This window comes from Hydrosulfovibrio ferrireducens, assembly GCF_046883345.1.
GTDB classification, from domain to species: domain Bacteria; phylum Desulfobacterota; class Desulfobulbia; order Desulfobulbales; family Desulfurivibrionaceae; genus Thiovibrio; species Thiovibrio ferrireducens.
In genome coordinates this window covers 241,403-261,254 of sequence record NZ_JALKCW010000025.1, presented here as the reverse complement: position 1 = coordinate 261,254, position 19,852 = coordinate 241,403, and the positions used below count along the sequence as shown (strand labels likewise).

The 19,852-nt window shown below is 57.3% G+C and carries 26 protein-coding genes; 16 read left to right on the top strand and 10 right to left on the bottom strand.

Features of this window, described 5'->3' with window-relative positions:
- Positions 1-87: 87 nt before the first annotated feature.
- From htpX to MWR57_RS13405, 4 genes are all read left to right on the top strand, one after another.
- Positions 88-936 carry a zinc metalloprotease HtpX gene (gene htpX / locus MWR57_RS13420; RefSeq protein ID WP_423125334.1) on the top strand — a complete coding sequence of 283 codons (849 nt, stop codon included), beginning with the start codon at positions 88-90 and terminating at the stop codon, positions 934-936.
- 3 nt (positions 937-939) lie between these two features.
- On the top strand, positions 940-1,554 hold the full coding sequence (locus tag MWR57_RS13415) for an HAD family hydrolase (protein WP_423125333.1): 615 nt from the start codon (positions 940-942) through the stop codon (positions 1,552-1,554).
- Positions 1,555-1,591: 37 nt separating this feature from the next.
- A complete protein-coding gene (locus MWR57_RS13410) occupies positions 1,592-2,029 on the top strand; it encodes a phage protein GemA/Gp16 family protein (protein WP_423125332.1) in 438 nt (145 codons plus the stop codon).
- Positions 2,030-2,140: 111 nt separating this feature from the next.
- Entirely contained in the window at positions 2,141-2,491 is a 351-nt protein-coding gene (locus MWR57_RS13405; RefSeq protein WP_423125331.1) for a hypothetical protein, read from the top strand.
- A 7-nt stretch (positions 2,492-2,498) separates the two neighbouring features.
- Here MWR57_RS13405 and MWR57_RS13400 read toward each other — a convergent pair whose 3' ends face one another.
- Positions 2,499-3,077 carry a DoxX family protein gene (locus MWR57_RS13400; protein WP_423125330.1) on the bottom strand — a complete coding sequence of 193 codons (579 nt, stop codon included), beginning with the start codon at positions 3,075-3,077 and terminating at the stop codon, positions 2,499-2,501.
- Between the two features lie 262 nt (positions 3,078-3,339).
- Between MWR57_RS13400 and MWR57_RS13395 the strand changes: the two genes are divergently transcribed.
- Entirely contained in the window at positions 3,340-4,266 is a 927-nt protein-coding gene (locus MWR57_RS13395) for a pentapeptide repeat-containing protein (RefSeq protein WP_423125329.1), read from the top strand.
- Between the two features lie 37 nt (positions 4,267-4,303).
- Entirely contained in the window at positions 4,304-4,909 is a 606-nt protein-coding gene (locus tag MWR57_RS13390; protein WP_423125328.1) for a methyltransferase family protein, read from the top strand.
- An 83-nt stretch (positions 4,910-4,992) separates the two neighbouring features.
- Here the strand turns inward: MWR57_RS13390 and MWR57_RS13385 are convergent, their stop codons facing one another.
- From MWR57_RS13385 to MWR57_RS13375, 3 genes are all read right to left on the bottom strand, one after another.
- Positions 4,993-5,250 (bottom strand): hypothetical protein, encoded by a 258-nt coding sequence (locus tag MWR57_RS13385; protein ID WP_423125327.1) that lies wholly within the window; start codon positions 5,248-5,250, stop codon positions 4,993-4,995.
- A 179-nt stretch (positions 5,251-5,429) separates the two neighbouring features.
- On the bottom strand, positions 5,430-6,221 hold the full coding sequence (locus MWR57_RS13380) for a C40 family peptidase (RefSeq protein WP_423125326.1): 792 nt from the start codon (positions 6,219-6,221) through the stop codon (positions 5,430-5,432).
- A complete protein-coding gene (locus MWR57_RS13375; protein WP_423125325.1) occupies positions 6,218-7,225 on the bottom strand; it encodes a helix-turn-helix transcriptional regulator in 1,008 nt (335 codons plus the stop codon). The genes MWR57_RS13380 and MWR57_RS13375 overlap by 4 nt, the downstream gene beginning before the upstream one ends.
- Before the next feature lie 108 nt (positions 7,226-7,333).
- On the opposite strand from MWR57_RS13375, the gene MWR57_RS13370 reads away from it, so the two are divergent.
- A complete protein-coding gene (locus MWR57_RS13370) occupies positions 7,334-7,549 on the top strand; it encodes a hypothetical protein (RefSeq protein WP_423125324.1) in 216 nt (71 codons plus the stop codon).
- A gap of 150 nt (positions 7,550-7,699) precedes the next feature.
- Positions 7,700-8,929 (top strand): cyclic di-GMP phosphodiesterase, encoded by a 1,230-nt coding sequence (locus tag MWR57_RS13365; protein ID WP_423125323.1) that lies wholly within the window; start codon positions 7,700-7,702, stop codon positions 8,927-8,929.
- Positions 8,930-9,306: 377 nt separating this feature from the next.
- Here MWR57_RS13365 and MWR57_RS13360 read toward each other — a convergent pair whose 3' ends face one another.
- Positions 9,307-9,720, bottom strand: coding sequence for a PilZ domain-containing protein (locus MWR57_RS13360; RefSeq protein WP_423125322.1), 414 nt, complete (start codon positions 9,718-9,720; stop codon positions 9,307-9,309).
- Between the two features lie 208 nt (positions 9,721-9,928).
- On the opposite strand from MWR57_RS13360, the gene MWR57_RS13355 reads away from it, so the two are divergent.
- The 7 genes from MWR57_RS13355 (at position 9,929) to MWR57_RS13325 (ending at position 14,997) form a co-directional block, all read left to right on the top strand.
- The gene (locus tag MWR57_RS13355; protein WP_479723981.1) at positions 9,929-10,189 is read left to right on the top strand and encodes a cupin domain-containing protein; all 261 of its coding nucleotides are present in this window, start codon (positions 9,929-9,931) and stop codon (positions 10,187-10,189) included.
- Positions 10,190-10,212: 23 nt separating this feature from the next.
- Entirely contained in the window at positions 10,213-11,310 is a 1,098-nt protein-coding gene (locus MWR57_RS13350) for a phosphotransferase enzyme family protein (RefSeq protein ID WP_423125320.1), read from the top strand.
- On the top strand, positions 11,307-11,834 hold the full coding sequence (locus MWR57_RS13345) for a DOMON-like domain-containing protein (protein ID WP_423125319.1): 528 nt from the start codon (positions 11,307-11,309) through the stop codon (positions 11,832-11,834). The genes MWR57_RS13350 and MWR57_RS13345 overlap by 4 nt, the downstream gene beginning before the upstream one ends.
- 132 nt (positions 11,835-11,966) lie before the next feature.
- Entirely contained in the window at positions 11,967-13,376 is a 1,410-nt protein-coding gene (locus tag MWR57_RS13340; protein WP_423125318.1) for a protein kinase domain-containing protein, read from the top strand.
- A gap of 101 nt (positions 13,377-13,477) precedes the next feature.
- On the top strand, positions 13,478-13,720 hold the full coding sequence (locus tag MWR57_RS13335) for an AbrB/MazE/SpoVT family DNA-binding domain-containing protein (protein ID WP_423125317.1): 243 nt from the start codon (positions 13,478-13,480) through the stop codon (positions 13,718-13,720).
- Entirely contained in the window at positions 13,714-14,022 is a 309-nt protein-coding gene (locus MWR57_RS13330) for a type II toxin-antitoxin system PemK/MazF family toxin (RefSeq protein ID WP_423125316.1), read from the top strand. Before MWR57_RS13335 ends, MWR57_RS13330 begins: the two co-directional genes overlap by 7 nt.
- 69 nt (positions 14,023-14,091) lie before the next feature.
- Positions 14,092-14,997, top strand: a complete 906-nt coding sequence (locus tag MWR57_RS13325; RefSeq protein ID WP_423125525.1) for a DUF4238 domain-containing protein — start codon at positions 14,092-14,094, stop codon at positions 14,995-14,997.
- A 68-nt stretch (positions 14,998-15,065) separates the two neighbouring features.
- Here the strand turns inward: MWR57_RS13325 and MWR57_RS13320 are convergent, their stop codons facing one another.
- The 3 genes from MWR57_RS13320 to MWR57_RS13310 form a co-directional block, all read right to left on the bottom strand.
- A complete protein-coding gene (locus MWR57_RS13320) occupies positions 15,066-15,437 on the bottom strand; it encodes a type II toxin-antitoxin system VapC family toxin (protein WP_423125315.1) in 372 nt (123 codons plus the stop codon).
- Complete coding sequence (locus tag MWR57_RS13315) at positions 15,434-15,640, bottom strand: AbrB/MazE/SpoVT family DNA-binding domain-containing protein (RefSeq protein ID WP_423125314.1); 207 nt, start codon at positions 15,638-15,640, stop codon at positions 15,434-15,436. The genes MWR57_RS13320 and MWR57_RS13315 overlap by 4 nt, the downstream gene beginning before the upstream one ends.
- Positions 15,641-15,866: 226 nt before the next feature.
- Entirely contained in the window at positions 15,867-17,018 is a 1,152-nt protein-coding gene (locus MWR57_RS13310; RefSeq protein WP_423125313.1) for a THUMP domain-containing class I SAM-dependent RNA methyltransferase, read from the bottom strand.
- A 228-nt stretch (positions 17,019-17,246) separates the two neighbouring features.
- Between MWR57_RS13310 and MWR57_RS13305 the strand changes: the two genes are divergently transcribed.
- A complete protein-coding gene (locus MWR57_RS13305; protein WP_423125312.1) occupies positions 17,247-17,447 on the top strand; it encodes a hypothetical protein in 201 nt (66 codons plus the stop codon).
- 179 nt (positions 17,448-17,626) lie between these two features.
- Here the strand turns inward: MWR57_RS13305 and msrB are convergent, their stop codons facing one another.
- Together msrB and truA are read right to left on the bottom strand one after the other, a co-directional pair.
- Positions 17,627-18,691, bottom strand: a complete 1,065-nt coding sequence (gene msrB, locus MWR57_RS13300; protein ID WP_479723975.1) for a peptide-methionine (R)-S-oxide reductase MsrB — start codon at positions 18,689-18,691, stop codon at positions 17,627-17,629.
- 188 nt (positions 18,692-18,879) lie between these two features.
- On the bottom strand, positions 18,880-19,677 hold the full coding sequence (gene truA / locus MWR57_RS13295; RefSeq protein WP_423125311.1) for a tRNA pseudouridine(38-40) synthase TruA: 798 nt from the start codon (positions 19,675-19,677) through the stop codon (positions 18,880-18,882).
- Between the last annotated feature and the right edge of the window lie 175 nt (positions 19,678-19,852).

The window sequence follows — 19,852 nt, the reverse complement described above, 5'->3', positions numbered from 1 at the left end:
TTGGATACGACACGAATTATATTCCCTGACACTACGAGGGCTATACGAACGGCTGAACATGCCCACCAACAGGCAACGAGGATATCCATGGGAAACACGATAAAAACAGGCATGTTGATGGCGGCCTTGACCGCCCTCTTCATGGTGGCCGGACAGGCCATGGGCGGCCAAAGCGGCATGACCGTGGCTCTGCTCATGGCCCTGGCAATGAATTTTTTCGCCTACTGGTTCAGCGACAAGCTGGCCCTGAAAATGGGCGGCGCCCGAGAGGTGGAGCAGAGCGAGGCGCCGGTGCTGCACAGCCTGGTTGCAGGGCTGGCGATGCGGGCCGGACTGCCCAAGCCCCGCGTCTATGTCATCGACAGCGACACCCCCAACGCCTTTGCCACGGGCAGAAACCCCGCCCATGCCGCGGTGGCCGTAACGCGTGGGTTGATGACCATTCTCAGCCGCGAAGAGCTGGAAGGGGTTCTGGCCCATGAACTGGCCCATATCAAGAACCGCGACATCCTGATCAGCTCCATGGCCGCGGTCATGGCCGGGGCCATCAGCTCCCTGGCCACCATGACCCAATGGGCCATGCTCTTCGGCATGGGCAGAAGCACCGACGACGAGGAGGGCGGCGGCGGGATGCTCGGCGCCATCGTGATGATGATCGTCGCCCCCATTGCTGCGGCCCTGATCCAGATGGCCATCTCCCGCAGCCGCGAATACCTGGCCGATGCCACCGGCGCCCAAATCTGCGGCCATCCGGCCTCGCTGGCCAACGCGCTCAAGCGCCTTGAAGAGGTCAACCATCAGCGCCCCATGGAGGTCAACCCGGCCACGGCCCAGATGTACATCGTCAATCCTCTCTCCGCCGGGACCCTGGCCAGCCTGTTCAGCACCCATCCGCCCATGCAGGAACGGATCCGCCGCCTTCTCGCCATCCGCTGAGCCATGCCCCACGCCTCCTCCATCACCACCATCCTCTTCGACTATGGCGGCGTTTTGGCCGAAGAGGGATTCACCCTGGGGCTTGAGGTCATGGCCAGGGAAAACCATCTTGACCCGGCTGAATTTTTCCGCACCGGTGTCGAAGCCATTTACAGTTGCGGCTACGTCACCGGCAAGACCACGGAACAGGCCTACTGGGAGCTGCTCCGCAGCCAGACCGGCATCAGAGGCGAAGACCGGACGCTGACCGAAACCATTCTCAGCCGCTTCATCCTGCGGCCCAGGATGCTTGGCGCGGTCCGCGCCCTGCGGAAACAGGGGCTGAACCCGGTCATCCTCAGCGACCAGACCGACTGGCTTGAGCGCCTCAACGCGCGTCAGCCGTTCTTCCAGGAATTCAGCCGAGTCTTCAACAGCTTTCATCTCGGGAAAACCAAGCGCGAGCCGAGCCTGTTCACCGACGTCCTCGCAACCCTCAAGGTCGAACCCGGACAAGCCCTCTTTGTGGATGACAACCCGGGCCACATTGCAAGAGCGGCAGCCCTTGGCCTGAAAACCCATCTGTTCCTAAGCGAGGAGCTGTTTTTTGCCGACCTTGCCCGGCTCGGCCTGGCCTGAAGCGGGCCGGAAAATTTAGGAGAAGGAGCAGAACGGAGTGCTGGATCACAAAAAACTCGCCGTCATCCATATTGTCAAAAAAGAGCTGGGCGCAAGCGACGAGGAATACCGCGACACCCTGGAAAAGGTGGCGGGGGTCCGCTCGGCCAAGGATCTGGACGATGCCGGCTTCCAAAGGCTCATGCGCTATTTTGCCAGAAGCGGCCATTATCGCGCCAGACGGGAGGGCATCACCTTCCGGCAGAGGATGTACATCAAGCACCTGGTGGAAGATCTTGCCTGGGATCCCAACCATTACGCCAATTTCCTGAAAAAATACTACAAAACCGGGGAACCGGGGACACTATCCAAGACAGAGGCCAGCAAGGTGATCGAATCGCTGAAGCATATTCTGGCCGGACAAAAAAAATGGGAAGGAAAGGAAAACGAACTATCCAGCCTGGAGCCAAAAAATGAAAAAAACCACGGAGCGTAACTGTTCAGCAGTGGTGCAGATGCTAGGAAGAGGTCGGCGAAGTGTGCTAGTGCACATGAGCTGGCCGATGACAACGCAGATGCGGTGCTGCTGGACAGTTACGGGACAACAATGACGGCATTCAAGGATGAATGGGACCTGGGCATGGCGCTTGAGGTTCTGCACAGCGAAACCGTGGACGGCAAGCTGTGGAGCGAGGCGGTGAAATGGCTGTTTCTCTTTGGCCCCCCGCCAATCCGGGAGATGATCAGCCAGGCCTCGAGCATTGCCACCGGCGAATTTTTTCCCGAACTTTCCCCAATCGGCTACACCGACGAGGGGGAACCGCTGTATGACATCAAGAAACTTGCCGAGAGCCTGGGGATGAGTGAAGAGGAGGCCTTGGCCAAGATGGCGGAACTGGAAGCGGAACACGATGTCCAGAGCCTGTATGAAGCGCCAAAGGCGCGGACAATCCAGTAGGCGGGATTCAGAAGACGAGTCCGCCCCGCCGTTTGTCCCTGGCCAGCATCCGATCCAGGGAAAGCATCCCCCCGCCCCGCACAACAAGGGCCAGGGCAATCCCCAGCACCAGGAGATGGTATTCATACCCCTCGCCCTGCTGCTGCCCGAGCCAGTTCATGAAAAACCCATGCTGCAGATGGTTCATTTTCAGGCAGATGGCGATGGCTACGCCGATGGCCAGGGCCCACACCCTGGTAAAAAGGCCAAACACCAGCAGCAGCGAACCAAACACCTCGGAAACCATCAAAAGGATAATGGCCCAGAACGGAAAGCCCAGGGCGGAAAAAGTGGTGACCGTTGCGCCGTAGCCGGGCCCCCCGAACCAGCCGAGAACCTTTTGCGCGCCGTGGGGGAAGATCACCACCCCCAGAGCCAGACGGATCAGGAGTTGCGCAGGGCTGTTATCTGTCGCTGCCAGGGTTTTCACCATCTCCAAACCTCTCAATAAAAACCGGTTGTACTTGTAGAGCCGGATTGCCGTGGAAAGAGCGGCTTCCGCCCCGAAATCCAGAAAATGAGACAATTTATCAACATACCCGTTCACCCGCGAAATTTCCAGTTGAAAAACTTGGACCCGTCTCGGCAAACAGGGAAATTTCGCACAATGGGCATGGCGTTTTATTTTTTTTTCAGGTAAGTTAAAAAAGTTTACCGAAAGAGCGGAAACGCAACGGATGTCAGGTGTCGCCACGGCGAGGCTTCCCCCCTTTCCGGGCCGGAATGCATCCCGTTTTCGCAGGGAAACCCTTTGCCGCAGCCATTGCCGCACCCCGGATGATGACACAGTGAACCACGAGGAGAGAACATTGAACGCTCAATTCCGTTATTTTTTCCTGCCTTTGACCCTGCTTCTTTTTCTTGTTGCCGGTTGCGGCATAATGCAAGAGGAGACAAGCACCTCGGAAAAAACACCCGCTGGGGCAGGAACCAAAATCACCGGCGCGGAACTGATCGATCTTCTTTCGGACAACACCATTTCCATCCATGAATACGGTGAAACCGCAATCATCGCGATGTACGCCAGCGGCAAGATGTACGCCGAGAAGAGCAAAACGGAGAAAAATGACGGGACCTGGGCAACGGAAGACGACAAGCTCTGCCTCCGATTCAAGCGCTGGGGCTTCGGCGAGGAGATCTGCTACGATGTGTTTCGCAAAGGGGAAGAGTATCACCTGTATACGGAGAGCGGCATAAAATCGAGTTATTTCACCATAACACCCGGCGTTAAAGAAAGACCGGCAGAGAAACGCGCCGCCTCCAAGCGGAAGCAGCCAAGCAGACGGACCGCCGCCACCACCTCTCCCGATGTGGTGGTGGAGGAACCGATCGCCCCGCCGGTATCCACCCCCACAATCCAGGAGACCAACCAGGGCTCCAGTCCGCAAGCGGCCAACCGGGATCTGGGCATGATTTACCGCGGCATGAGCCAGAACTGCCCGGGCTGCAACCTGCAGGGCGCCAACCTGGCCGAAGCCAGCCTGATACGCGCCAACCTGGCCGGGGCCAATCTCACAAACGCCACCCTCGTCAAGGCCAACCTCAAATGGGCAAACCTGAAGGGGGCTAATCTGACAAGCGCCGACCTCTCCGGCGCCAACCTGGCCGGGGCAGATCTGGCCGGAGCCAACCTGGAGCGCGCCGACCTGACCGGGGCCAACCTCGAACAAGCCAACCTCCGGGGCGCGACAATCACCGGCGCCATCGGCCTTGACCTGAAAAAGGCGATCCGATAGAAACCTGTCTCAACTCTTTCGGGGAGAACGAATCATCATGCATACCGCAGCGGAACGCTACCGGCTTGGGTTTAGCTGGATTGCCGGGCTTTTCTTCGTCTTCAGCGTTCTTTTTTCGGACTCGCCGTACAGGGAAAGCCAACTATACGAGTTTTTGGAACTTGTGGGCTATGTGCTGATTGTCTTCGCAACCCTGGGCAGGATCTGGGCCACCGTTTACATCGGCGGACGAAAGGACGAAGAATTGTGCCAGGACGGCCCGTACTCCATCTCCAGAAATCCGCTCTATCTCTTTTCACTGTTTGGAGCGGTCGGCATCATTTTGAGCGCCCAGAAACTGACCCTTCTGGCGATCATCCTCCCATTTTTTGTCTATTATTACTTCGTCATCAGGGGTGAGGAGACACGGTTGCTCCATTTTTTCGGACAGGAGTATGCCGACTATTCCAAGCGAGTCGGCAGAATCTTGCCGACCTTCAAGACATACACCTCCCAGGAGAGCTTTACCGTCTACCCGAAGGTACTGTTCCGCTCCATGATCCATGCGAGTATATTCATGTGGATATTCATGCTGCTGGAGATTCTTGAATACTGCAAGGACCGCACTGCCCTGATCCCGACCCTGTTTACCTTGCCCTTCTGAAAAAATCACCCCGGACACTGAAATCCATGGGGAGAGGAACCTCCACCACCGAAAAACACGCCTGAGCCAGGATCAGCCAATCCTCACTTGGCCCGGCGCACCGCCCTGGTCATGGCCGGCCACTGCCGCGGCGCCAGGCACAGAAAGGGATAGAGCAGCCAGCGCAGCTTGCCGAGGCGGGCAACGGTCACATCCTTGCACCGGCAGCAATCGCAGGAGGCGGCAAGATCCTTTTCCTCGCCGAGCCATTGATGCTGATACAGCAAAAACACATGGGAATTGGCTTTGGCGCATTCCTCGCACAGCCACTGAATGGTTCCGTTTATCTGCCACTTCTGCATTAGAGATTTCCTTCCTGAGTCCTGATCGTTTGCCAGCCATTCCGAAGCAATACTCCCAACACCACAACTATCGGTATCCTTTCTCTTTTCTTTAATATTTCCACACCCAAGCATCATTTTTGCCCGCGGCGGGAAGCAGGCGGCAAAATCAGAAACCATGCAGGAGACAGGGGGACCGGTCACCCATCCTTGCCCAGGTAAGTCCGCGCCCCCAGATAACACCCTTCGTAATAGCCGTTGCGCAGCGAACTCTGCCGGATGGTCTCCCCTTTTTTGGGCGCGTGGATGAATCTGCCGTTTCCGGTATAGATCCCCACATGGGATACCGTCCTATCCCCGTTGGTGGCAAAAAACACCAGATCCCCAGGGGCGAGGTCTTCACGGCCCACCGGGATTCCCGCCTGGAACTGGGCTCTGGAATTACGCGGCAGATTGAGGCCGTTGAGCTTGTAGGTGGTCATGGTCAGCCCGCTGCAATCAAAGCCCCTTTCCACCGACTCCCCGCCCCATTCATAGGCAATCCCGAGAAACCCCTGCGCGGTGCTCACCAGCATCCTCCGCAAGGCGGCATCCTCGTAGTGGCGGAAGCGGGCGGCGGCATATTCCCCCGGCGCGACCAGATAGTATGCCTCAATCACCCCGGCCTTGCGCAACCGCGCGGCCTGGGAAGCCGCTTCCTTCCGCGAGGGATAATCCCCGAACCGCACCTTGTACAAGCCGTCGGCATGGCGGTAATAATAGGCGTCAAGCCCCAGTCCATCAAGTTTTTGCATCAACCGGACCGCGTTATCCAGCTTGGCAAAGGCGCCGACCTGGATGGTGTGCCCCAGCAGGGCCAGTTCCTGTTTCGTGGCTGTCCGGGCCGCGCCTCCATCCTCCGGCCCAATCGGAGCGCAGCCGGCAAGCCCAGCCAGAAAAAGGATCAGCAGCAGCCAGCGGACCATCCCGTCCCCGCGCCCAACCGTGCTCACGAAGCCACCTCTTTCGTGGCCGGTCCGTAATCCGCCAGCGCGGCACCAAGCTCCCCACGCAACGCATCAACCAGTTCCTTGGGGGCAAGAACCTTTGCCCCGCTTCCCCAGGACAACACCCAGCGCCTGACCTCGTAGAGGTGGCGGGCAGGAAAACCGAGCACCACTCCCCCGTCTTTTTCCCGGACCAGGGTCTGCCCGGGATGCCATTCCCGCTCCAGAACGTAGGGGGCATGCTCCTTGGAAAAACGGATCTTCACCGTCACCTCTCGCTCCCCGCTGAAAATACCGAACTGGGTCCCGCTATAGCGCGCATGGTCGAACCCTTTGGGCACCGAAAACCTGTCGGCAAGGAGCAGGACCGTTTCGATTCTGGACATGGCAAAGGTGACAATGGCGCCCCGCCTGTGGCAGTGGCCGATGAGGTACCACTCCCCCTGGTAGCGCGTCAGATGGTAGGGATCAACCCGCCGCTCGGTGCTCTCCCGCCCGCCTGGTTTGCGATAGGAGATGGCCACCGTCCGGTTGTTCCCCAAGCCCGCCGACACCGCCTCCCACACCTCCGGCGCAAGCCGGGTTTGCCGCTCCGGGATCACCGAGAGCTTGTCTTCCACCCAGCCGGGATGGATGGAGACCTTATCGGGCAGGGAATCCTCGATTTTGCGGAACACCTTCTGGAGCTTGCGGTATATGGGCGTATCCTCATGCATCCGCAGGGCTTTTTCCGCGATGCAGATGGCGAACAGATCGCTCTCGTTCAAGGAGATGGCGGGCAGGGCGTAATTTTCCTCGGTGTAGTAATAGCCCCGCTTGGTGGCATCGTAGGCAATGGGCGCATCCCGCTGACTGCGCAAATAGTCGATATCCCGCAGAATGCTCTTGGCGCTCACCTCATATTCGGCCGCCATGGAGCCGCAGTTGGCCATGATCCCGCTTTTCATCCCCTCGCGGATCTTGCGGTCGATGAAGAGCAGGCGTAAAAGCTGAGTTTTGTCTTTTGCCATATTGTTTGCAAAAAAAAGTTTACAGGTAGGACACCATTTGTCCTACCTGGCATGATAGGCTCTGTTCAGAACAAAACACAACCCAACTTTTTCATCTGGAGGAAAAAAATGTATCATACAGAGCACGGCTTCACGCAAGGATTTCTCTCCGCCCTTAACCGGTGCATGACAACTTCCTTTTTCACCGCGCCCCATGGGCCCAAAAAGGAGAGCACAAACCACCCCGCCCTGGAGATGGTTCCCAGGTGCCCAAAAATCATTGCCCAGGAAAGATATCTCGCCATCCCCACCTTTATCCGGCAAGGCAAAAACCTGGGGTTGTAAAAAACGGGGCCCGCAATCGGGCCGCTGCATATTGGTCCGGGCGCACAGCAACCTTCTTGCCCCTCGCCGGGCCTTGGCGTATAGTAATGGGAGTGGATCCGCAATCTATTCCGAAACCATAACGCCCAATGCCGCCAGCCCGAGCCTGCCATGATCAAGAAGGTTCCCATCGAAGAACTCCAGCCCGGGACACATATCAAGCGCTTTGATTGCGGCTGGCTGGATCACCCCTTTCTCTTCAACCGCAAAAGGATCAAAAGCCGGGAGGATCTCGAACGCCTCAAGACCTGGGGCGTGACCCATGCCTACATCGAAATCGAGCCGGGCCCTGATCCGGCCCCGGTTGAGAGTACGCCGGAAAAATTCCCGCCGCCCGTGGAGTTCAAGCACATTATCACCCCGCAAACAGCGCGGGTTGACCGCGAACTCAAGCATATCCCGGTCCACCATGAGATTGTCCGGGCTCAAAAAGTACGCCAACAAGCAAGTCTGGCCGCAAGGAACATCCTCGCCGACGTCCGGGCCGGAAAGAAGGTTCGAACCCACGAGGCCGAGGCGGCAGTGGGCGAGATGGACAACTCCATCTGCCACAACAAGGACGCGCTTTTCCTGCTCATGCGCTTGCGCAAAAAGGATGAATACACCTTCGACCATTCGGTGAGCGTGGGCGTCCTGCTCCTGGCTTTTTGCCGGACCATGGGCTTTGACCAGGAAACCACCAGGGCCATCGGGTTGGGCGGGCTGCTGCATGACGTTGGCAAGATGGCCGTTCCCCTGGCCATTCTCAACAAACCCAGCGCTCTCAGCGATGCGGAGTTTAAAAAGATCCAGCAGCATGTGGTCTGCTGCAGGGAAATACTGGCCGACACCCACAACCTTCCGCTGTCCGCGGCCCAGATCGCCATGGAACACCATGAGCGATTCGACGGCACCGGCTATCCTTACGGCCTGAACGGTAAGGCCATCAGCCTGGGCGGACAGATGGCCGCCATTGCCGACGTTTTCGACGCCCTGACCTCGGACCGCTGCTACCGCAACGGCATCGACCAGGTGGAGGTGCTGCGCAAACTCTATGGCTGGAGCCGCAGCCATTTCAACGAAGAATTGGTGCACCGCTTCATCCGGTGCATCGGCATCTATCCGGCCGGCACCCTGGTGCAGTTACAAAGCGGCATGCTCGGCGTGGTGGTTGAATCGACCGACAGCCTGCTGTGCCCAGTGGTTCGTCTCGTCTATGACACCAAACGCGACTGGGCGGTCAGCCCGAAGGACATCGATCTTTCCAAGCCCAACGGCAAGGGCGGCGAAGAGCGCATCATCGGCTATGAATGCGCAAAACGCTGGCGAATCAACCCTCTCAAGATTCTCGGCATCACCTGATTTCCCAAGAGAGTACCGACCTTCCCCCACCCCGGTTTACTGACTGTTCCCCATATATTTTCCAGGCCAGCTCAGGTAGAGTGTCGGATATCTGTCCCCCCTTCCCTGACGGACGCTCCTGGCATCAGCACACAAAGGAACCGGCATGAGCCACTGCAACCTGTCGAAAAAATGCGTTTTCTTCACTGTGCACGAAGAGGAACAGGAGATGCGCGAGTATTTCACCGGATTGTACTGCTCGGGGAATTTTGGCGATTGCGCACGGTACAGAGCGGCGCTCAGCATGGGGCAGGAACTGGTGCCGGATGATATCTTCCCGAACGAAGATGATTTTCTGAGCCTTTTCGCCTGGTCGATGCAGCAACCGGGCAATCCGGTCAGCAGGCGCTGTCGCCAACGCGGCCCGGACCGGCGGCCGATTCCCGGGTCAGAAAAGACCGCAGCTTCTTCCGGTCGTCTTCCGGCAATTCGTCAAACTCGCAGCCAACGCTGACGCTGCTCACCATGGGAAGGTCCAGAATCCAGCGCACGGTAAGCGGCATGGCCCTGTCGCAGACAATCTCATCCCCCTTGACCAGCCGGGCCAGAACGAGCTGACGGCCAAGCTCCAGAGCATTCCACTCCTCCCGTTTCAGGGTGAAGTGCACCCCCCCCAGGCTCAGATCGAGAAGCAACGCGGAAAAGGAAAATCGCTCGAAATCAGGAAAAACAAAGACCCCGCAAATATTTTCTCCCGGAGAGAAATACACCCTCTCTTCTTTTCTTTTCTCTTCAAAACCGCCAGTCATCATCTTCTCCCCTGTGGCCAAAGACAGGCCTCGCCGCCGCCCCCTGACCATAATTGCCGAACCATCCCGGTTGCTTCCATTTTTATATCTGGCGATACTTTTTTTGGCAAGCCATACCTCGCGCCCCTGGTCTTAGGAATTGACAAAGAGAGAGCCCACGGCTATCTGTTAACAACAATCCCTAACCCTTCACCAAGGATCCGCCATGCCGATCACCATTGAAAAACTCTCCCCAAAAAAACGCGACTCCCTGCGCCTGGACGGCTGGCCGATCTGGCAATGCGAGCCTTCGACCTTTCCCTGGCATTACGACCAGGAAGAATCCTGCTATATTCTCGATGGCGAGATCACCGTGACCACCGCGGACCAGACCGTGCACATCGTGCCCGGCGATTATGTGACCTTCCCCCAGGGGTTGGATTGCCAGTGGCAGGTGCATACCGCGGTTCGCAAGCATTACCTGTTCCGCTAGAGCGGACCTTACCGGCAATCCCCGTGACCGATCCCGCCGCCATCGTCCGACAGTTCGCCTTGCCAGGCGAGATACGATCCGTGGCTGAGTACGGCTCCGGCAATGTCAACGACACCTATCTGGTCCGGGTCGCAGACGGCCAGACCACCCTGGACTTTATCCTGCAACGCCTCAACCCCGCGGTCTTCCCAAAACCCGAACACATCATGCACAACCTGCGGGTGCTCGACGACCATGTCCGCCCCAAACTGCGGACGCAGCCGAACCGCCGCTGGGAGCTGCCGAACATCGTCCCCTGCCGGAACGGCGCTGATTATTGCCGGGATCAAACCGGAGCCCTGTGGCGGGTCCAGACCTTTATCGCCGGATGCAAGAGCTTCGCCACCATCAAAAGCGAGTCCCAAGCCGAAGAGTCTGGCCGGGGGCTGGGCTTCTTCCATGGGCTGATCCACGACCTGCCCGTGCATCTGCTGCACGACACCCTGCCAGGCTTCCATGTCACCCCCGGCTATCTGGCCGCATACGAGGCCCTGGCCGCCTCGCCGCCCCGGCCCGATCACTCGGAGCAGGCCATTTTCTGCCGCCGCTTCATCGGTGAACGCCAAGACGGGGCAGAGGTGCTCGAAGCCGCGCGCCTGCGGGGAGAATTGGCCCTCTGCCCGATCCACGGCGATCCCAAGCTGGCCAACATCCTCTTTGCCCGCGACACCGGCCAGGCCATCAGCCTCATCGATCTGGACACCGTCAAACCCGGGTTGCTCCATTACGACATCGGCGACTGCCTCCGCTCCTGCTGCAATCCGGCCGGCGAAGAGGCGGACCTTGCCGGAATCACGTTCAACCTTGCTTACTGCGCTGCCATCCTGCGGGGCTACCTGCCCGAGGTCGCCTCCTTTTTTTCCGTTGCCGATTATCACTCCATATATGACGCGGTCCGCCTCATCGCCTTTGAGCTTGGGTTGCGCTTTTTTTCCGACCATCTGGCTGGGGATGTCTATTTCAAGGTCCGAACCCCTGGCCAGAACCTGCGCCGGGCCATGATCCAGTTCACCCTTTGCCAGAGCATCGAGGCCCAGGAGCGCGCGATCAAAAAAATCGTCGGAGAGCTGCAACCAACATGACCGCTTTCAGCCTGCACCCTTTTCCAGGCCAGGATTCCGGCGGAATAACCATCCAGGGCGCTATCGAGCGCGCGGGTCAGGTCCTGGCGTTTTCCTTTCTCCTGCAAGGAAAGGTGGATGATCTCATTCTGCCGGCCGCAACCGGAGCGAACCGGCGCGACAACCTCTGGCAAGCCACCTGCCTGGAGCTGTTCTGGGCGGAAGAGAGCAACGAAAACTACTGGGAACTGAACCTTGCCCCGAGCGGGGGTTGGAATGTCTACGCCTTTACCGGCTACCGCACCGGCATGCGCCAGGAAGAACGGATTACCGCGCCGTTTGTCGAAATACAACATACAGCGAAGAGCTTCTCCCTAACCGCCACACTGGAGATCGGCAATCTCCATGCACATGATGCCCCCCTCCGGATCGGAGTCAGCACCGTGCTCAAGCACCGGGATTCCCGGCTGAGCTACTGGAGCCTGGCCCACCCGGCAGAAAAGCCCGATTTCCACGCTCCCCAGTGCTTTCTCTTTCGGATGTGATTCCCGCCCCGACGCCACACCATCTTGATGGCGAAGCACCGGGCCGATGCCGCAAAAAACTTGCCATGCGCCTGGCCGGTATATATCCTAATCCGACAGCCGAGCAATTTCAGCCAGGAGCAGACAGACAGGGTGAACACAGAGATTCCGAAAACCATCGGCCGTTATCGCATTGTGCGGCAAATCGGCTTGGGCGCCATGGGCGAGGTCTATCTTGCCCTTGACGAACTCATCCACCGCAAGGTCGCCATCAAGCGCATGCGGGTCGACCGCTGTAAAAACGAGCAAAAACGGCAGAAAACCCTGGAATCCTTTCTGCACGAAGCCCGCATTGTCGGAAACCTTGACCACAGCCACATCACTGCGGTGTACGATATCGGGGTGCAAAACGGCGCACCCTACATCGTCATGGAGTATATCGAGGGCGACAACATCAAGGAGCTGATCCGCGGCAAGGCTGCCTTCTCCAGCGAGGAAAAACTCCGCCTCATCGCCATGGTGGCCCGCGCCCTGCATTTTGCCCATAAGCGGGGCATCCTCCACCGGGATATCAAGCCGGCCAACATCATGATTTTGCAGCAGAGCCGACTTCCCAAGATCACCGACTTCGGGATTGCCCGGGTGATGGACACCTCTTCCTTCGGCTGCATCGAAAGCAACATCGACGAAAAAGGCTTGATTCCCGGCACCCCGTTGTATATGTCGCCGGAGCAAATCCGCAACGAAGAGCTGGACACACGGAGCGACATCTTCTCCCTTGGGGTGCTCGCCTACGAATGGCTCAGCGGCGAAAAGCCCTTTGCCGGGCAGGATCTCAATACTCGCCTGCAATCAGTGCTCACAGACAACCCGAAACCGCTCAGCGATTTCCCCGGCATTGACCCCGAGATCAGCAGCATCATCCTGCGAGCCCTGGCCAAATCCCGGACCGAACGCTACCAGAGCGCCGATGAGTTCGGGGACACCCTGGAACTCTATCTCAACTCTCAGGAGAAGAAAAAAACCGAGGGAAAAACAGGATTTTCCTTTGATAAAAAGGAGATCGTCGAGCGATTGCGTCAGCGCTACCTCTTTTTTGCCGACTTCAGCGACGAGGAGCTGTACGAGATATTCCGCACCTCCAGCAAGGAGGAGTTTGCCATGGGCGATTATCTTCTCCGCGAAGGCACCTCGGGCTCAGAAATGTACATCATCATTTCCGGCGCCGTTATCGTGCTGACCGAAACCGAAGGCAAGCGGGTGGAGCTTGAAACCCTGCGGGACGGCAGTTGTGTTGGGGAAATGTCGATGATCGACCACCTGCCGCGCTCCGCCTCGGTGGTGGCGTTCAAAAAAACCGTGGCCCTAGCCTTAAATGAAACGGTACTCCGCCACAACAACCCCAAGCTCTGCCTCAAGCTCTACCGGAACCTGGCCACCACCCTGTCCGAACGGCTGCGGGCCAGCGAAACCAAGTATCTGGCCCTGCTGGCCACCCACCATGCCTGGGGTGATAAAAGTGGGCTGGAGCCCTCCGAGTTTGAGGCAGAAGCGGATTTCTAAAATAAATCTGCCTCAGTTTTTCGGAACCATCGTGAAAATATCATTGTTTTCCCTTTCATCGTGTTATAATTTTGTTATAACAAATATGGAGGTGCAAAAAAATGCAAACAACTATCCGCAAGGTGGGAAATTCACGCGGAGTGCTGATTCCGGCGGCCTTTCTGGCGGCATGCGGAATCGGCACGGAGATCGAAATGCGGCAGGAAGGCCGACGCATCATCATTGAGCCGATGAACCCTCCCCCGAGACTCGGGTGGTTTGACACCTATCAAGCCGACAAAGAGGTGGACGCCTGGGCGGGAATTACCGAGACCCCGGCGGAAAGCGAGGAGTGGCAATGGTGAAGCGCGGGGAAGTGTACTGGGTAAATCTTGACCCCACCGTGGGCACGGAAATCAAGAAAACCCGCCCGGCGCTGGTGGTCTCGCCCGATGACATGAACGAGGTATTGCCCAGGGTGATCGTTGCGCCGCTGACCAGCAAAGGCCAGCCCCTGGGCTGCCGCCCGGAGATAACCTTAGGAGGCAAGCAGGCCAGGATTCTTCTGGACCAGTTGCGTTGCGTGGATAAACTCCGCCTGGCTGGGAAAATGGGCGAAGTGGATATGGCCTTGTGGCATCCGCTTCTCCTGGAGATGTTGGCCTGACAGCGAAGATCCACCGGAGGTTCCTTAATTAGGGCAACCAAGGAGCCAAGGGTGGATTCACACGTTCACATGAGGCAAGAGAGCTTGTGGCATAGCAATCCCGCTCGTAGACACCATTTCATTCCGCGGTTCTACTTGCGAGCTTGGTGCGGAGAGCAACGGCAATTGTGGGTTTACGGTCGGAATCGGGTGGGAAAGCTCTTTCTGAAGCGTAGGCCTGATAAGGCGGTTGGTTATGTAGAGGACCTTTATGCACTGAGGCCCGAAGGTGTGCATCCAGCGCTCGACTACGCTCCGGACGCTATTGAGAGAGATTTTTTCTCGCGGCTCGACAACGATGCGGCTGTTGTTTACGCGAACCTTGTTGCGAATGGACCGACGGTCCTTTCTAAGGAGGAGCGGCAAACGTGGGCGTTGTTCCTCAATTCGCTGCTAGAACGTAATCCGCGGCGGCTTGACGAGTTGCGCAAGGTACTACCTGAGACAATCGAAGAGAGCAAGCAGCAATGGCCATCGTCTCGCCTCGGGGCAGACTTAGAAAGCATGGATTGGAATGCGGTGGCGCACAACAACATGCTCTCGGCACTCGTTGCATATATCGAGAATCCAGAATTTATCGAACACATTTCTGCAATGGAATGGCGGGTCTTATGCCTGCGCCAGGACTCTGAGGATCACTTCTTGACAAGCGATTCCCCGTTAGTGGTGAATGGTGGTTTATCAGGAGCTCCGGTGAAGCTACTTTCTATTGCGCTGACACCAAAACACCTGCTAGTGATTCACCCAGCGGTGCCGGAGTTCGACTTTGAGTTCCTTGGGAAGTTGGCCATGATGCATGGCTTTCAAGTCACGAAGCAAGCTGGGAAGCACGTGTTTTCATCAAGGGAGATTCGCAACGGGAAGTATGTGAAATACCTCAAGGGCGCAGAAGAACTGTTTGCGAACCGCGATGGGCAGACCAAGTCGCCTACGTAGGATCGAAATTCCGGGGACACCTTACTTAATTTCCGGGAATTCCAGTGACCTCCACGACCCATCCATTTTTATTTCTGAAAATAATTAACGCCTGGAATATTCTCGAAATGTACATCTTGGGTCCAAATTGTTGCATTGCTGTCCATGGCGGTGGCAAGGATAATACTATCAGCCATTGGCAGCTTGTATTGCAGGCTTATTCTGGATGCGGCAATTGCCAGTCTTGTTGTAAGCGTAACAACAGAACCTTTTTGCATTGCCGCGACAGCTTGTAATGCTTCATTCTCTCCAGATTCTCGCAGAACCACCTTCGATACTTCGTAAATAGTGATGGATGGGACAACAAGTAACTCAATATCCTGCAGGGGAATTTGAAAATGTTTTGCTGAAGGCTCGTCGGCGAAATATGCCAACCAACCTGAAGAATCAACAATGTTCATACCCTGTCATTCTCTCGCTCAAAATCAATATTGATCCCTTTAAGGAATCCTCGAAGATCGGCAATGTCCCGTTCTGGAATAAGTTCAATTCTCCCTGCATATTCGACAACCTGCATTTTTTGCCCAGGACGAAGATGCAATGATTCTCGCACCTCACGGGGAATAACCACTTGGAACTTTGGTGAGACTGTCACTGTTTGCATGATATACCTCTATCGATAGATTTATGGTATTACAATATACGCATCGATACGGATTTGCAACTCATTGAGGCAACAAGACGCCCAGTAAAAATGGGCCAGATTTTTATTCTGCAGAAACGTAAACGTTCAGCAGTGCCGCAGATGCGCGAAAGAGGTCGATTCGCCATACTCCAGTATGCGAATCGACCGATGACAAAGCAGATGCAGTGCTGCTGGACGTTTACAATCAATACATCTCATACTTGGCCAACACCCCATCCAGCCCGCCGTTACTCAACGGCTTCTTCCAGGCGGGTTTGAGGCCGATCTTCTTCACCAGCTCCCGGTCGCCGAAATAGAGATAGGCTGTTGAGCCGGTGCATTTATGCTTGAGAAAACTACCCAGCTCCCCAACCAGGGCAGCGGCCTCTTCCTGGGCGCCTAGCCTCACCCCGTAGGGGGGATTGGCGACGATGACCGCATTGCTGATCGGCTCAAGTTCCTGGAAACGGCTGGTGCGCACCACCACCTCTTTGCCGTAGGGCAACTGACCGAGATTGATCCGCGCCGCCTTCACCGCTAGTTTTGCGGCGTCGCTGCCCGTGATCAGCCCCTCGGGCAAATCGCGAATCTGTGCATCCGCCTCGGCTTTCACCCGTTGCCAGGTCTCGGGCTCAAAATCGGGCATGCGCATAAAGCCAAAGCTCTCCCGCAGATACGAAGCGGGAATCCGGCAATACCGCATCAAGGCTTCGCAGAGCAGGGTGCCGGAGCCGCACATGGGGTCGATCAGGGTGCGCTCGCCGTCCCACTGGGTCAGGTCGATGATTGATGCAGCCAGGGATTCCTGGATGGGCGCTTCCACCGACTCCTGCCGGTAGCCCCGCCGGTGCAGGGAGGCGCCCGAGGCGTCGAGGCTGATCACCGCCGTGTTTTTATGGATATGGAGGTTAAAGACCAGATCGGGGTTGCGCTTGTCCACGTTGGGCCGACCGCCGAATTTCTCCTGGAACTGATCGACGATGGCATCCTTGAGGCAGAGCGAGGCGTACTGGGAATGGGTGATCTTGCTGTCGCTCACCGTGGCGGTGATGACAAAGGTCTGCTCCCGGTCGAACAGCTCGACCCAGGGGATGGTCAGCGCGGTTTTGTAGAGGTATTTGGTGCTGTGGCAATCGAAATGCAGAAGCGGGGCCAGCACCCGGGTGCAGAGCCGGGTCTGGTAGACGATCCGGTACAGGGCCTCGGGGGTGGCGGTGAAATAGACGCCCCGGTACACCGGGTTGACCTGGGTCGCGCCTAGGGCCGTAAGCTCGCGCTCGGCAAGGGGCTCGACATTCTCCGCGACCTGGGCGAAGTAACTGTTGTTTTTCTGATAGACAAAGGGTTCCAACACCATAACCTCGCGCAGCAGGAATTTATTTGCAGCAGGCGAAAATCCCGCCTCCCCATGAACATGCGATGGTACACCGAAAAACGCGGAAATGCCAGGGGCAAGGCAAAACCCCGCCCCATTTGCCGACCTCGCCCAACCGCCTGTTTTCTTCTCTTGCAATCCGGGAAAAGACCGGGTAACTCTGGCTGCGGAAAGTCAGTTGCTTACCATACGTTTTTGGGAGAAAAGACCATGGAATTCGACTCATTTGAACAGGCCTTGCATATCTGCATGACCGCCGCGCCCGGCAGCGACGAGCAGGAGGCCGCCCTGATCTACTGCCTGGACAACGCTCCGCCCGAGCTCAAGGACAAGATCGCCGCTGCTCTGGCAAATTTCCACAAGGGCCACGCCGATGGCTGCGGATGCGGCTGCAATCACGATCACGATTAAATAAGGAAGCAAACCCTCCAGCTATCTCGCAACTGGTCACGGGGTGAACCCACAAAGAATACACCCCAAGAACTAAGCGATCACAGGGTGGTGCAGATGCGCGGAAGAGGTCTGCGACGTGTGCTGTTGCACATGAGCAGGCCGATGACAAAGCAGATGCGGCGCCCTATGGTCGCTTACTATTTCTTTTGGAAAAGCGGGACAAACTCGCCGTACCCTTCCTTTTCCAGATCGGCCACGGGGATAAACCGCAGGGCCGCCGAATTGAGGCAATAGCGCAATCCCGTGGGCGGCGGGCCATCGGCAAAAACATGCCCCAGATGCGAGTCGGCTTCCCGGCTGCGCACCTCGGTCCGCTTGACAAAGAGCTTCCGGTCTTCTTGCTCGACGATCCGCTCCGGCGACAACGGTCTGGTAAAACTCGGCCAGCCCGTGCCTGAGTCAAACTTATCCAGCGAGCTGAACAGCGGCTCGCCGGAAACAATATCCACGTAGAGCCCGGCCCGCTTGTTGTCCCAGAATTCATTGCGAAAGGCGGGCTCGGTGCCCTCTTCCTGGGTGACCTTGTACTGCAAGGGGGTGAGCCGGTGGCGCAGTTCCGCCTCGCTCCATTTCTTGGCCGCCCGGCTCTGATCCCCCCAGACCTTTTCCAAAAATTGATCCCGCCCGGAGCCGCTGCGGTACACGCGGTAGCGGATGGGGTTCTTCTTATAATAATCCTGGTGGTACGCTTCCGCCGGGTAAAACCGGGTGGCAGGCACAATCGGGGTCACGAGGGGCTTGGCAAAAACCTTGCGGCTGGTCAGCTCGTTTTTGGATTTTTCTGCCTGCTGCCTCTGCTCCTCGTCCAGGTAAAAAATCCCCGAGGTGTAGGCGCGGCCCCGGTCGACAAACTGGCCACCGTTGTCGGTGGGATCGATCTGGCGCCAGAAAACATCCAGCAATTTCGTGTAGCCGACCTTGGCCGGATCATAGACGATCTCAATCGCCTCGATATGCCCGCCAGCCCCATAATTTTCATAGGTGGGGTTTTCCGTCCTGCCCCCGATATAGCCGGAGGTGACCGAAACCACCCCGGCCAGTTGCTCAAAGGGCTTTTCCATGCACCAGAAACACCCCCCGGCAAAGATCGCCTTTTTGGTTTTTTCCGCCGCGCCTGCCCCTGATGCGGCCAACAGGCTCAGCATGGCAACGCCCAGCACAAGAAGAGACGCGTTTTCCACGAGCTGTCCGATCATTTTCATGCGCTCACCTCTTTGGTAATTTTTCCAGACTTGCTCAATAGAGATGGACTTGCACTTCAAACAAGTGCTTCGACAAGCACAGCACGAACGGAATATATCTATCTTAAGACAAAACCGTTCGCCCTGAGCCTGTCGAAGGGCTGTTGTTACTGTTCCACAAACAATAAGCACGCACCGAAAAAAAACGATCAGAAAAAAGCCGGAGGCACTGTCTCCTGGGCCAGGAAACCATCCAAATCCTCCTGGTCGTAGAATGCCCGCTCAAAGAAAAGCCCCTGGCTCGGGGCGGTGTACTGCTTGAGGACCACCGGCTTTTCCAAAAAATTCCCCACCTCGGCCACGGTGAGCTGCCCCTTGCCGACCTCAACCAGCACCCCGACGATGCGGCGCACCATCTTCCAGAGAAAATGCGAGCCCACGATGCGAAAGAGGATGAGATCCTCGGTTTCCGCGATCTGGGCCTTGTGGACCATGACCAGCGGGGATTTCTTCTTGATCACCTGCAGGTCGGTGAAGGAGGTGAAGTCGTGCATCCCCACCATACTGGTCGCCGCCTCCTGCATGAAACCGGCGTGCAGCGGCTCCGGGATCTGCCAGACATAGTCCCGGCCCAGGGCGGTCTTGCGTTTGGCGATCTGGTAGAGATAGCTGCGGCCTATGCAGTTATGCCGGGCATGGAAGCGCGCCCCTGCCCTTTTGCATTCCACAATGGCGATATCCTTGGGCAGGAGTTCATTCAAGCGTTCCCCGATCTCCTTGGGGCTGTGCTCGGTATGCGCCTCCAGATGGGCGGTAAACCGCAGCCCATGCACCCCGGTGTCGGTGCGGCCGCTGCCCTGCACATCCACCTCGCCTCCGAAAAGTTCGGCCGCCGCCTTAAGCAGGCTACCCTGAATGCTTTTGGCGTCATCCTGCTTCTGCCAGCCGCTGTAGCGGCCTCCGTCAAATTCCAGGGCCAGCTTGAATCGTTTTGGGTGTTCATTCATCGTGATGGTCCTCTAAAAAAGTAGCCCGGAGATTCCGGGAAGAATGATGATGTTTTTTCTGTTATTCGCGCTTTCTTCTTTTGCGTGCCCAAAAGAAGAAACAAGAAAAAGGCACCCCAGCCAGTCCTGGCCCTGCGGGCTTCCCTTGCTTCTCGACGAGGGCGGGACGCTAAAA